Source organism: Enterococcus sp. AZ062 (assembly GCF_051715065.1).
Classification (GTDB): domain Bacteria; phylum Bacillota; class Bacilli; order Lactobacillales; family Enterococcaceae; genus Enterococcus_B; species Enterococcus_B mundtii.
This window is the reverse complement of record NZ_JBIOTB010000001.1, coordinates 1,439,668-1,453,385: the sequence shown is the minus strand read 5'-3', so window position 1 is coordinate 1,453,385 and position 13,718 is coordinate 1,439,668. Positions and strand designations below refer to the sequence as shown.

General features: G+C 34.8%; 12 protein-coding genes. All 12 read right to left on the bottom strand.

All coding sequences use genetic code 11. The features are described from left to right. Positions 1-10: 10 nt before the first annotated feature. Entirely contained in the window at positions 11-835 is an 825-nt protein-coding gene (locus tag IGJ00_RS07035; RefSeq protein WP_071867947.1) for a hypothetical protein, read from the bottom strand. Positions 836-864: 29 nt separating this feature from the next. After that, complete coding sequence (locus IGJ00_RS07030) at positions 865-1,101, bottom strand: hypothetical protein (protein ID WP_010735554.1); 237 nt, start codon at positions 1,099-1,101, stop codon at positions 865-867. A 2-nt stretch (positions 1,102-1,103) separates the two neighbouring features. Beyond that, positions 1,104-2,843, bottom strand: coding sequence for a VirD4-like conjugal transfer protein, CD1115 family (locus IGJ00_RS07025; RefSeq protein WP_071867948.1), 1,740 nt, complete (start codon positions 2,841-2,843; stop codon positions 1,104-1,106). Between the two features lie 35 nt (positions 2,844-2,878). Beyond that, positions 2,879-4,339: an HTH domain-containing protein gene (locus IGJ00_RS07020; RefSeq protein ID WP_081367473.1), complete on the bottom strand. Its 1,461-nt coding sequence runs from the start codon at positions 4,337-4,339 to the stop codon at positions 2,879-2,881. 325 nt (positions 4,340-4,664) lie between these two features. After that, a complete protein-coding gene (locus IGJ00_RS07015; protein ID WP_438844245.1) occupies positions 4,665-6,017 on the bottom strand; it encodes a lytic polysaccharide monooxygenase in 1,353 nt (450 codons plus the stop codon). A gap of 261 nt (positions 6,018-6,278) precedes the next feature. Further along, positions 6,279-7,775 (bottom strand): helix-turn-helix domain-containing protein, encoded by a 1,497-nt coding sequence (locus tag IGJ00_RS07010; protein WP_438844244.1) that lies wholly within the window; start codon positions 7,773-7,775, stop codon positions 6,279-6,281. 538 nt (positions 7,776-8,313) lie between these two features. Further along, positions 8,314-8,889 (bottom strand): hypothetical protein, encoded by a 576-nt coding sequence (locus tag IGJ00_RS07005; protein WP_438844243.1) that lies wholly within the window; start codon positions 8,887-8,889, stop codon positions 8,314-8,316. 398 nt (positions 8,890-9,287) lie between these two features. After that, entirely contained in the window at positions 9,288-9,953 is a 666-nt protein-coding gene (nth, locus tag IGJ00_RS07000; protein WP_074801876.1) for an endonuclease III, read from the bottom strand. Between the two features lies 1 nt (position 9,954). Further along, positions 9,955-10,659: a DnaD domain-containing protein gene (locus tag IGJ00_RS06995; protein ID WP_438844242.1), complete on the bottom strand. Its 705-nt coding sequence runs from the start codon at positions 10,657-10,659 to the stop codon at positions 9,955-9,957. A 233-nt stretch (positions 10,660-10,892) separates the two neighbouring features. Further along, positions 10,893-11,183 carry a DUF5960 family protein gene (locus tag IGJ00_RS06990; RefSeq protein ID WP_438844241.1) on the bottom strand — a complete coding sequence of 97 codons (291 nt, stop codon included), beginning with the start codon at positions 11,181-11,183 and terminating at the stop codon, positions 10,893-10,895. A gap of 259 nt (positions 11,184-11,442) precedes the next feature. Beyond that, positions 11,443-12,795 (bottom strand): NADH oxidase, encoded by a 1,353-nt coding sequence (locus IGJ00_RS06985; protein WP_010735565.1) that lies wholly within the window; start codon positions 12,793-12,795, stop codon positions 11,443-11,445. A 373-nt stretch (positions 12,796-13,168) separates the two neighbouring features. Further along, complete coding sequence (locus IGJ00_RS06980) at positions 13,169-13,594, bottom strand: Fur family transcriptional regulator (RefSeq protein WP_019724202.1); 426 nt, start codon at positions 13,592-13,594, stop codon at positions 13,169-13,171. Positions 13,595-13,718 lie beyond the last annotated feature (124 nt).

Below are 13,718 nucleotides of genomic sequence, written 5' to 3'. Positions count from 1 at the left end.
TTATTCCTTTCTATGAGGCGGATACAATCATTTTCGCCCATCCTTTTGTCTTATTTATTGCAAACATCAAAGCAATCATGTAAATCGTCAAACCAAAAATCAGCGACCACATGCCACTCCTATGACTATTTAAGAAATTCACAAAAATCAAAGGATAAATGGTCAATACTAATGCGATCATTACAGCATGTAAGGAGGAAGCTGCAAAATTCTTGAAAAATCCTTTTGCCATCGATGAAAACTCTTGATGGGGTAATGCCGCCATCGAAATAGGAGCAATCGCACTGAATATATATAATTCAAAAAATCTTATATAAACGATGACATTGATAAAGACCCCTACTACTAAAGAAACTAAAAATAGAACAACAAAAATCATTAATACGACCATTACTTCCCACCACGAAAGATTGCTTACTGCTGAATTGACTACATTGCGATAAGAACTTAAAAAATCATCTCTATTTAGGGCCATTATTTGCCCTGCTAACATTGCCCCTAATGCGACAATGGCATCGAGAATCACTTGGATTCTTAAGATGACAATATAACAAATAATAAATTTTACAAATGCTTTCATGATCATTTCAAATCCCAAAGTTGGAGCACCACCTGCATTCTCTACTTTTAAAGAAATTTTTTGAAATTCAAATAAGATGAATATCGCTAGTATTGAAAATGCAACTGGAGCTATGATCGTTTGTTGGATGATTCCTGCTACTCGATAGGCATCTGCCATGTAATCTTGCAAACCACGGCTTAAGGTTTCTGCAATATTGTCCCCATTCAAATATTCCATCATTCGATCAAATAGCATCATTATCGCTGAGCGCACTGATTAACCTTCTTTCTATAAAAAATTTTCTACCTACTTAAAAGTGAGCCGACATCAAATGCGGTCACGAACCAAACTGCGGCAACTAAAATCAATGCACCGCCGACGACTTGCCAGATCCCTTGTTGTAGTTGCGGACCATTTTTATCTTTTAACGCACCAGCTAAGATCACGGTTCCCCAAATGATCCATAATCCTCCGCCAACCATCGTAAATCTTGAAATCAAATTAAATACATCCTGTAATAATTGTTGATTATTGTTCATTTCTATCCATTCTCCTCTTCGTTTTTCGGTGATTGATTTCGTTCGTACCAATTCTCTGGAGTCACATCTCCTAGTTTTTTATAATTTTTATGTTTGGTAATATCATATTTTTCTGATATAAACGGAACTATTCCACGAATCTTCAAAATCGCTTTTGTTCCACTTAGGTTCGCCACTTCATCTACATCCAATAAATTTCGACCCATTTTTTGATAGTTCTCACTGTAGTTCCCATTACTACCTTTGGTGATACTGATGTTCTTGTGCTGGATCGTTTTCTTCCCTAGTAATTTGGAGATATACTCATGCGTACTTAACTCCATTCCACCTAAATACAGAAAAACGTCACTGGTCCCGATGATTGTTTCCCAAGTATCTTTATATAAATTTTTAAGCTGACTGATGTTTTGTAAGATCACATTGACCGATATCTCGCGACTTCGAATCACTGAAATCACTTTTTCAAAGTCTGGAATCTGTCCAATATTGGCAAATTCATCTAAGACACATCGCACATGATGTGGTAGACGACCTTTGTAGACATTGTCTGCTTTGTACACTAAACTATCGAATAATTGTTGGTACAACATACTTGCTAAGAAATTGAAACTCGTATCTGTATCTGATAATAAAATATAGATGATCGTTTTTTTGTCACCCACAGTGTCAAGTGCTAAAGTATCTTTACTCACGATTTTTTTGATGTTCGGAATATCAAAAGGCGATAATCGCACTCCTAAGCTGACTAAAATACTTTTTGCGGTGCGATCCCCCGCTAGTTTGAAAATTTTGTATTGCGCGACTGCAAAGTTGGCAGGATCTTTTTCTTCAAGTTCATTGAAAATCACATCCAGTGGGGAAACATAATCAGGCACATCCTCTGGACAGTTTGCTAAGCGGACCATTTCAACGACGTTCGTCAATGTTTGATCTTCCTCATCAACTTCTTGTAAAAGATAACTAAACGTAGCCATCAATAAGGCCGTTTCAGCTTTTTCCCAAAAATCATCGCCACCCTTTTTTTCAGGATCTGAAGTATTTTTGATCAAGTTGTTGACGACTTTTAAAATATCGTCTTCGGTCCGGATGTAAGTAAAAGGATTATAATAATCTGTATTTTCCCGCGTGATCAAGTCAAAAACCTTGATTTCATAACCTGCTTCTTTAAACATCGTTGCTGTTTCACTTAACAAGAGTCCTTTAGAATCACTGACGACATAAGAGGAATGCAGTTGCATCAAATTAGGTTTCACATAGAATCTTGTTTTACCTGACCCGGCTCCTCCTACTACGATCACATTCTTATTCCGATTAAAGTTATTAGATTTAGTGATCTTCATACGACCAGACATAGACAGCGATTCACTTTTTGTGAGAATGATATTGTTGTCTTTTTTTTTATCCATCATCGGCTTGATGTCTTTTTTGTTGCCCCATCTGGCACTTCCATATTCAAACTCTGTATGTTTCGGCATACCTGAGTGATACAAGATACCAAGAGCAAGCCCCCCCACGATTGTCAATGTACCAATAATACTTGCTAAACTATAACTAAAGTCAAACTCAAAGCGACTGACTTCTAGTCCAAATTGATCGATTGTGCGAACCAAGACTTGTGCGATATCTTCTGTCTGTTGTCGGAAATTCTCGTAAATCAGGATGGTCCGATTTGCCGTATACGCGAATACAAGAAATAAAAATAGTAAAAGTAATTTATAATACCAAGTCTTTGAGTTTTTCAACTTGCCCTCCTAAACGACATAAGTGATCTTTGTTATTATCTAAAATCCGTAACGAGCAAGTCTGAAACGATGTCCATCGTTCGGTCAATATCTGCTTTTTCTGGTAGATAAAACATTTTGGTTTTATCACCAACTTGATACGGAAATGGTAGTATATTTGTCACTAATATATCTACATCAAGTGGATTTTCAATGGTTTCCAATTGTTCCTGGTACATGATGCTTGCTCTGGTGTGTAGATATCTTTCAATAATTTCATTTAAAGCAAAATCCGTTAAAAATCCTCGTTTCAATGCAACAACTACTGTACTTAAAACTTCACATGCCTTGTTCGTATATAAGAAAAGTAATAAGTCAGAAGTAAATGATGAAGCACACCTTTTTTGCAGGAAATTCTTTTGGATCGCTTTATTTCTTTTGATGACTGTATTCATTTCTTTATATAGTCGCCGGTTGATTGAATCAATCAGTATCGCCGATTCTTCATCGTTATATGAAAAATCAATTTCAAGTTCCTGTTTGATTTTCTCTTGAAATAAAAAGCAATTGACAATTGAATACAGTTGCTCATTATCAACTTGGATCCGATTCCCCAGAACACTCTTGAGATCTAAAACCAAATGTTTGACTGTCTCAGAAAAACCAAAGTATTCTGCAAATCCTTTATTGTGTTTTTCAATCTCTGTGTAATAACATTCATGTAAATGGATCATACAAGCTATAAAACAACATTCTTCAAAAATGACTTCTTTAGAGTAGGTCTTGAAACAATCTAATTGAATAAATTCAACGAATAATTGATTCGTTAAGGGATTGTTTCTAAACCAATCTAACAATCGCGACTGGATATATAATTTGTCTTTTCCAAACCGGATAAAAGTTAAAGCAAGTATTTTCTTTGTGATTGATTGGGAAACATCCGAACATAACGCCAAAACGATTTTGGTTATTTCTTCCATTTCATTTTTATAGGGGCAATAATCTTCGATTTCTAGATATGCTGATTTAATGTAAAGATCAATAAACAGTTTTCTGATTCTGATTTCTTTCCCTATAAATTCAACCGGTGAAAGTTTTAAATTCAAACCATATTGATGGCAGATTTTCTTTAGCTTTCGCATTTTTTGGATCACTGTTTTCTCACAGTAGTGTAATTCCCAGCTCCAATCGATCACCTGCTTCAGTTCACCTGTAAGGATACTTGTTGTCACTTTTACTAAGTCTTCATTCATGTAATAAGATTTTTTTTTCTCGAATAACTTAAAATGGTTCAATACAAACATGCTGACCCCTTTATAGGAAGTCAATATTTCAATTGTGTCGGAAAATTCATCTTGAATCGTTTTTAAATCATTGGTAATCGTTCTTCTAGTTACTTTGAGACTTTTTGCAAGATATTGAACGGTCACATTTTTTCTTCTCTCTAAAGTATTCAAGATAAATACGACACGTTTTTTGTAATCATTCGATATTAATCGTTCAAGAATCTCTTCCACTTACCTTCCCCCTTTCACATAACAACTTCACTATAAACAATATGTTTTTTTATTTCGAGGTATTGTATTTCCCGACTTAGAGAAAAAAATTTCTTTAGAAGACGAAGTTTTTTTAAAGTTTTTTTATAGATCTTAGATTTGAGAGATAACAAGAAAAAAGAGGCTATACAAATTGTATAGCCTCTCTAAGGCGTAATTAATAACGATATACCACTGTTTTTATTTATCTACAATAAATGGCCCTCTGATGTTTTTAAGCTTTCTACAAAAAAGTTATTCTATTAGAATCCTAAAATAATCCAAAAGGCTAAAAGACTTTTAAAAGTTATTTAATTCTAAATAAACTAGCTGCACTATCTGGCGCCCAAGATGGATCACCATAATTAAAATGAGTCACTAATGTTGTATACAGTTTCCCCTCATGGAAGATGATTTCATCTTTTGTGTACAACACAGGATTAGTTAAACTTCCTAATTCAAATTGACGATGTTCACTTGGTGGCGCAATTTCATTTGTTTTTGTTGAAATCACTAAACGGTTGCTGTCCTCTGATCGAATAGAATCATTACTCACTGCTCTGATTGTATACGCATACTGAGTCCCAGCATTCAATCCAGTATCTAGATAAGTTGTATTTGCAGTTTGACCAACTAATTGGCCATCTCTATAGATTTCATATGTTTTGATTCCTGCAGAGTGGCTAGAAGGATTCCACATCAATGAGATTGAGTTCACTGTTTCTCCCATTGAATGTAAGTTACCTGGTCTTGTTGGCACTTCTACTTCGTTATCTGCTAACGTTGTTACCTGAAGCGCATCACTTTTTTCAGATACTTGTCCGGTAAACGATACTGCTTCGATTTCGTACTTGTACGTGGTATTTGCTGTTAATTGATTATCTTGATAGTTGTTCGCAGAAGTTGTAGTAATCAGTTGACCATCACGATACACATTGTATTTTTCAGCAGCTGCTTGTGCATCCCAAGAAAGTGAAACTGACTGTTTTGTCGTATTCACTGCTCTGACATTTGTTGGTTTATTTGGTACGACTGGTATTGCTCCATTACTTTTGATATTCGCATCAATCACATTGTAAAAGGCATTCGCAGTATCACTAATATCCCAAATTGCTAAAATAACGTGATACCCCATTCGGTCTTCTGGAATATTGACTGTGTGCGTTGCGCTAATATTCGCAGAAGATTGTCCGCCACCATCGATTTCCGATAATAGTTCTAGATCTTCTCTCGCAAGTGGTTTGTTTTGATCCCAACCATTTTTCGTGATGTAGTAATGATATTTCGCAGTCCGGTGATTTGCCGTAAAATGCCAAGTGAAATTATTAGGACCAGTACTGATATCTTGCTTTGTCCATAAAGTTGCTGTTTGTTGATCTAACTGAAAACCTAATGCGCCATTTGCAGAAGCAATTCGTCCATCCGCTGGTCCTGCTGCTGGGAAGCCTTTCAATGCTTCTAAAGATTGTGGCTCATTGATCACTGCCCCATACTTCTGAAATGCTGCAGTCCAGTTGGTGCGGGCATCTAATGACCCTTGGTATCCTCGACTAATTGGCTCCCTTACATACCCATGTGCAGAAACATCTTTTGTCGCACCAAAAATTATTCCTCCTAGACTTAAAACCAATACCACACTACCCAATAATCTTTTTTTCATATCATACCTTCCTTCCAATATTTTTTTGTTACATTATTTTTATAGCATAATAACTTATTTAAAAATAGCAACCCTATATTGTTCGATAAATCACAATATAGGGTATTACATACAAATAAATACTTATATATAGATATTTATATCTTGTGAAAAGCAAAACTATTATTCAGTTATTGTTCATTTAAACCAAGAGATGATAAACAGATTTGGCAAATAACTTCGATTCATCGTATCTGTTTATGTTATTTAGTCAATCGGTGGTCAAAATTTGTACGTATTTACGATGACTTTATTAAAATACGATCCCAACCTCGTCCATGAATCCTTATCTGAGATATGCTTAAAATAAAATAAATCTTTATCTTCGTATCCATGGGTATCCGAAATAACGATATCAGCATGATGATACGATTCTACGATTTTTATTCGTTTATTATTGTAGTAATGTGTAATAACATTTTCGACTATATTTTTAGATTCTGGAAGGTTAAAAAATTCCACATAAACTTTATGTTCAGATTTAAGACTGTTGGAGACCAAGCTTCCTAAGATGACTTGCACAAAACTATTTTTGATGTGATTGTAAGAAGGCTCATTTTGGTAAGATTTTAAGTTTTTATCGATGCAACGCTCTATATAGGACCCATAACGATTTGTTGGTAGTGCATCATGGTATATAGGCATAAATTTATATAATTCCAAATGATGGATAGTGACTAATTTGTTTGTCAAATAATAGAGTAATTGATAAAAAATCGTTTCTGGTATATGAAAGTAATCAATCATGCACATAAGTAATTTTTTACATTTGGTGACGATCGAATTCTTCTTTAGCTCCCCTAGCTTTCTCCCCAGTTCTTCTTTTTCTTCTTTCTTATTTAAATCTTGTGCAAAATAGTTGGATAGAAAGGCGAAATGGATACATTCATTTCGTGAATTTGTTCCATCTATCATCTTTTTGACAGTCAGCTTTTCTAAACACGCATCCATCTCCTCCTTATAGACTGTTTCTCCTAGCTCTACGAGTTCTGAGGGTAGATCATGGATTTGGTACCCGTTTTTCAATGATATCAAACTGACCGCTAATAAATAGTTGATACGCTTTTTCCCAAGCGGAGATAAATTTTCGTAATGATCAAAGTTGATTGACAACCGGAAATCGATCACTTCTTCTTGAGTAATCGTTTTGAACAGCCAATAGTTTCCTTTTGAAATGACAGCAATCCCCAGATAATGCAACATACGTATAGTAGATTCACTACCTGTTAATTCAATCAATGTTTCATTGATCTTCATCAATCGAATATCGATTTTTAATAATTGAAACAATTCTTTCAACTTTCCTAAAAGTTTGTATACATGTGACTCACTATAGATTAGATATTTTGCAATATCTGAAACACTGAATTTCCTTTTTTCCAACACATATAACAATGTCTGATATAAATTTGATTCTGCAAAATATCTTTCTTGGAAAATATTGATCAATTCGAGATATTCCGTATCGGTTAGTTGTGGCATACAGCGCAATTCATCTTTATCTAGAATCAAAGAGGTGTGCGTTTTTTTTGAGAATCCGATTTCTCCATATTCTCTCATCAAATTTTGAAGTATCTTTCTTGCTTGTCTTTTTGTTAGATCCATTTCATCTTCCAGCTTTTTTATTGAGACTGCTCCATGTTTCATTTCTTTTAATACCTTCATTTGTAAAAATTGTGTTTTTGTAATGAATAATAATATTAATTTATCTGGCAGCATATTTATTTTCTCCTCAATCTATAGTTGAAATGTAAAATTCAAATAGTATAACATCACCTCAATCTTTCCTTGTCATTTTTAAATAGCAAAAATATTCTTACTATTCAGAAAACAAAAGATACTTGTTGATTTATAGTAATTATTTGACATGAGAACGGTGTAAACCTTCGTTCACTTTTAAGTGATAACCTAAAATAACTATTATAAAAAAACAAGTACAATTTAATATTAGAATATTTCTTCATAAAATTCCAATAATTATATTCTTGAATTTATTTTATTCCAATAAATTTAAGAGAAATTTATTGATTTATTTGCATGCGATACCTAGCAAAAAACTGAAGAACCAACGAGTTGCCTCGTTTGATCCTCCAGTTGCTTGACAAATATTGCTTAAAATCATTTCAGTTAGTGCCTATAATTTATTTCGATGATTCGTTTGACTATCCTACATTATGTATCAATCTTACATGGTGGAAGTGTTAAAAGATCAAGCAGGATAATCAGTCATTTTGTTGATTTAACCATACATCTTTTCTTATCCGAATGGCACACTTGAGTGATGTAACTGAATTTTTAAGTCGCCATCCTCATCCATGATATAACCAAATGTGTATTCAACTTTGACTTCTTCGTTGGTTTCCCCAGAAGTAAAATAATAGACACCTGAAGAAATCGCTGTATCACCGTTCAAGATCGTATCATGATTATCAAAGCGGATATCTGTCCAAGGCTCTAAGGCAAATCCACCATCTTCTGCGATGTCCCCACCAACAAAATAAGATAGTGCTTCATCTTTTGTTCCACGAAATGGTACTTCCGCAGCTTTCGTTGGTTTGAAGAGCACTTGACCGTCATCGTAAGCATATAGATTTTCCAGTGTCTCAAGCGCTTTTTCTTCGGCTTTTTCGTCACTTTCCAAACTAGCTTTACCAATCGCAATAATATTCTCTGCCCATTCTTGTTGTGCTTCTTCTACATCCGAAAGGGTAATGACCGGTGTTTCCTTCTGTGACTCATTTGTTGTACTAGTTGTATCTTCTCCTTGGGCAGATGTAGCGCATCCAGCCATTGTTAAAACTAAAGTTGATAAAAGTAATGTTTTTTTAATCATATAATTCCTCCTCTATAATTAAATTTTAACAGAAAACTCTTTTATTTAAAACTAAAAATATAACATACTTAAAATAAAATAAATAAATTAAACGTGTTATAATTACTTAATTTAAACATATACATATTAAAAAACATCATAATAAAATAACTGATTTATTTTTATTTTCATAAGGCTACTTATTATTTTTTTAGTCAAGAATATTAATCTCTATGTATCCAAGAATAATTTCTTGTAATGTTATAAACAATTGACAAGCTTTTTTCTTACACACCTTCTTTCTCAAAAAGCTGCTTACCCTTATTTTATTGCAAAAAAAAAGAGTGGATTTCTCCACTCTATAAAAGCCTAACTTTTTGAGGTCACTACACATCGCGATTGGTTTCAACGCTTTTTGCTTATTTTATATTTTTATTGGCAGGGTTTTTCATACGCATTTTCCCATCTTGGCACATATCCAGTAAAGGACATACTTCACAACGTGGGCTTCTAGCAGTACAATGATACCGCCCAAAGAAAATCAATGTATGATGCGTTTTTACCCATAGATCTTCTGGTACCTTTTTCATCAATGTTTGTTCAACCTCTTGTACTGAAGCATCCAATTTGCAGATCCTCAATCGTTTTGTCACACGTTCTACGTGAGTATCGACTGCTATAGCTGGTACTCCAAACGCATCTCCAAGCACGACATTCGCTGTTTTTCTACCTACACCAGGTAGTGAAACAAGCTCTTCTCTTGTTTGAGGAACCTGTCCTCCAAACTGATCAAGCAGCTGTTGCGCACATGCTTTGATGTTTTTGGCTTTATTTCGATACAATCCAATTGTTTTTATCTTAGGAATGATCTCTTCTAGTGGGGCTTTAGCTAACGCCTCAGGAGTTGGAAAAGCTTCAAATAGAGCAGGTGTTGCCTTGTTGACCGAAACATCTGTCGCTTGTGCGCTTAAAATGACTGCAATCAATAATTCATAAGGATTTTTATGTTGTAATTCTCCATGCGCTTCTGGAAACATCTCATACATTTTCTCAAAAGCTTCCATTGTACGTTGTTTACCTAACATATTACTCCCATTCTTCCAGCCAATTCTTTAATGATACTTTTGGCAGCTCTTCTTGTTGGGCTGGCTGATCGATTTCTTTTTGAAGCAGTTGCTGCTTTCTGCGTTTTTGATCTTCTTCTACTTGCTGTTTGGTTTTTAAATTTTTCCGTTCCCAAGATAATAAGATACGGTCGATATAATTGAAACTATACGCTTGATTCAATACAGCTTCCCGTAAAGCTAGTTTCAAAATCTCAGGATGATAATGGTCCTCTTCCAACCACTGTCCGATCCGTTGGAATTCAATAGAGGATAATGGACGCCCAAACTCTTGTTCAAATAATTGATAGACTGAACGTGTAGTTTTTTCTTGAACTTCTTCGTCTTGCTTTAGAGAGTCTTTTTCTAATAATCTTTCTAAATGCACATAAGTTGGTGTCAAATCATAGCGATCCGCTTTACGCCCATCAATAAGTGTCGTTTCGATCGCTATGAAATGACCACTGACCAATCGATTCAAAATTTGAAAAACTTTTTCTTGCTTGACGCCCATATTCTGGGAAATATTCATCAGATCCGGGAATGAATCACCTTCTGATTGTGCCATATGCAACTGTAATATAAATAAAAATTCATCTGCTTGTAGGCCGATACGATGATAATTTTTAAGCAAAAGATTGGAAACGATCGTTTGACCAGCTTTTAAATAGTTTTCTAAATTCAACATTATTATCCCTCTCTTTAAAATTAGTATACGTAAAAACAAGATTTGAAGCAAGAAAGGATTATTTGAATTTTTTTAAAATGTTTTAGTGATTTTTATATTGCTTTTCACTTTTCGGAATATATATACATCAGAAGAAAATGCTGCTTGTACTAGGATATGCTCTCCTCTATAAAAAGGTCTCATATCTTTACAAGCAGCTTAGAGAATGACGCGCACGATCGATAGAACGTTTATTATTGTACCTCGTCATCCGTTCGTAGCTCGTATGGTTGTCCTTCATACGTATACTCTGTATTCAATGTTCCATCATTTTCATCGGTATAGATCCGTCGACTAAATGGGAATTGATGATCCTCACCATCTTTTGTTTCATCACCAGATAAAACGAATTCTTCTGCTTGGGTTTCGTTTAATTGATTGATCACTTCTTCTGCTAAAGAATCAATATCGATCATTTCACTGCCTGTCACCTTTTTGTAATCTTCAATAAAATTATCCTGCTGTACAAAATATTCTTTTTCCATAATGATCCTCCTCTAGTCCAACTCACTACATCTGCTTTGTTGGAAATTAATTACATCTATTATTTTGACAAAAAAAACAAAGGAAAACAACTAATTGCAACTGGTGAAGTCTGCAACAAACCATTCCTGTCTCGTGAGAAATAAAACAAAAGTGTCAATAAACAATTTTGACCTTTAAATAGCCGGTTGAGTTCCAAAAAAAAGAACCGACTGGAAACAATATTGCTTCCAGATGGTTCTTCTATGACACTTTGACAAATTATTGAGCTGTCTCGATTTCTCCTAGAGCTGCTTGTGCAAGAAGATTCAAGTAGTTCCAAGGACGGTCAAAATGAGGTTGGAAGAAGAAGTCAGAAAGAGCTAAGTCTTCAACAGTCATTTTATTTTGAACCGCTAATGACATCGTATTAGCAGATTGAGTGATGTCGTATTTAGACATGAATTGTGCACCTACGATACGATTTGTTCCTTTTTCATATACTAGTTCCATCATGACTTTTTCAGTCGTTGGCATGAATTCTGGACGATAGTTATCTTCGAATAGTGTTGCTTGGACATCCAAGTTATTCATTGGGGCACTTTCTGTTGTCACACCTGTTGAACCGATTGTCCAACCGAATAAGTACAAACCAGAAGTTCCTTGTGTTCCACGGTAAGCCATTTTTTGCTCTGTTAAATTGTTTCCTACTAACAATCCTTGACGGACCGCATTTGTTGCTAAAGGAATGTAGTTTTGCGTACCACTTGGGTTATAATTGACAACTGCTGAATCGCCCGCTGCAAAAATATCTGGATTGCTTGTTTGCATGTACTCATTTACTTTGATTGCGCCATTTGGCAATGTTTCTACTTTACCTTCTACTAATTTTGTATTTGGTCTGAAACCAACACACAAAATAACCATATCCGCATCAAATGTTTGGCTAGCTGTAGTTACTTGTTTTACTTTACCATTCTCATCTGGAATGAACTCAGAAACGTTTTCACCTAAAGCTAAAGTAACTCCACGATCAACCAATTCTTTTTCTAACACATCCGTAAATGGTTTATCAAGATATTTGTTCAAGATACGATCTAAACCATCGATCAATGTCACTTCTTTGCCAGACTCGACAAACGCTTCGACTAATTCGATCCCAATATAACCACCACCAACGATCACTACTTTCTTCGCTTCTTCTGCTTTAGCAATGATTTCGTTTGCTTGGTTATAGTTTTTACATAAAAGAATATTTTCAGATTCGATCCCTTTGATTGGCGGGATGATTGGCCATGAACCAGTAGTCATTACTAATTTGTCATAAGAAACTGTTTCAGTTTCGCCAGTTTTTAAATCTTTCGCTGTGACTTGTTTGTTTTCTGTGTCAACATCAGTGACATCATGTTCCATTTTCACTTTCGCACCTAACGAAGCTAACTCTTCAGGGTTTGAATAGAACAAGCCTGCTGGGTCTTTCACGACGCCTCCAACATACAATGCGATCCCACAAGATAAAAATGAAACATTGTCGTTACGTTCATAAACTGTAACATCTGCTTCTGGGTTGTTTTTTAAGATGCTTTTTACTGCTGCTGTTCCTGCATGGGTACAGCCGATTACTACTACTTTCATGTGTGTCCCTCCGATAAACGATTTGTCCTTTGACAATTTTTACTATAGCAAAATTAAAACGTATCCAACAGTTTTATGCTTGTGAATTCACAAGGTCTTACTTATCATATTTTGCGCATTTTCGATTTGAAACACTGATAAATAAACGTTCTTTTTGTGAATTTTTAAACTAACACCTCTGCGCTTGTGAATGAATACGAAATCGCATAAAAAATTGCATAAATATTTTCACCTTTCTTAAAATTGTTAGTGTGTTTTCCTCTTAGTTTCACAGGAGTAGGTATTCCATGTTTTTCTACACGTCACAAATGAAACACAAAAAAACATCAACAAAGTCATTTGACCTTATCGATGTTTCAGATGTTCGCACGATTTATTTTTTGCAATTCGGACATAGCCCATATAATTCTAAACGATGATCATGGATTTCAAAATCAGTTAAGCGCCCCGCCGCCATTTCAATATCTTCTAGCCCAGGATAATGAAAATCGACGATTGTCTCGCAATTTTGGCAAATCACATGATAATGTCTTTGTGAACTAAAATCAAATCGGCTTGATGCATCACCATATTTCATTTCTTGAACAAACCCGATCGATGTGAACAATCGTAAATTATTGTAAACTGTAGCAACACTCATATTAGGAAAGCGATGCTCAAGCGCCTTGTAGATTTCATCTGCCGTTGGATGTGAACGATGCTCAATCAGATACTCTAAAACTGCGTATCTTTGCGGCGTAATCCGAATATTTTCTTTTTTCAGCTGCTCGATCGCCGCTTCTACTTTTTTATTTTCCATATAAACAAAACCCCACCTTATTGTTCTTTTATTATCATACTATTTTTATTTTTTTAAATCTACATATTATGGAAAGAAAAAGAAAAGAATTTTATAATTTTGCCTATTTTATGCAAAAAAAGTG

Excerpts from the sequence above, each read along its gene's own strand:
- IGJ00_RS06985 (WP_010735565.1), bottom strand. The coding sequence starts at position 12,795 with ATGAAAGTAGTAGTAATCGGCTGTACCCATGCAGGAACAGCAGCAGTA.
- IGJ00_RS06980 (WP_019724202.1), bottom strand. The coding sequence starts at position 13,594 with ATGGAAAATAAAAAAGTAGAAGCGGCGATCGAGCAGCTGAAAAAAGAA.
- IGJ00_RS07015 (WP_438844245.1), bottom strand. The coding sequence starts at position 6,017 with ATGAAAAAAAGATTATTGGGTAGTGTGGTATTGGTTTTAAGTCTAGGA.
- IGJ00_RS07005 (WP_438844243.1), bottom strand. The coding sequence starts at position 8,889 with ATGATTAAAAAAACATTACTTTTATCAACTTTAGTTTTAACAATGGCT.
- nth (WP_074801876.1), bottom strand. The coding sequence starts at position 9,953 with ATGTTAGGTAAACAACGTACAATGGAAGCTTTTGAGAAAATGTATGAG.
- IGJ00_RS06995 (WP_438844242.1), bottom strand. The coding sequence starts at position 10,659 with ATGTTGAATTTAGAAAACTATTTAAAAGCTGGTCAAACGATCGTTTCC.
- IGJ00_RS07010 (WP_438844244.1), bottom strand. The coding sequence starts at position 7,775 with ATGCTGCCAGATAAATTAATATTATTATTCATTACAAAAACACAATTT.
- IGJ00_RS07030 (WP_010735554.1), bottom strand. The coding sequence starts at position 1,101 with ATGAACAATAATCAACAATTATTACAGGATGTATTTAATTTGATTTCA.
- IGJ00_RS06990 (WP_438844241.1), bottom strand. The coding sequence starts at position 11,183 with ATGGAAAAAGAATATTTTGTACAGCAGGATAATTTTATTGAAGATTAC.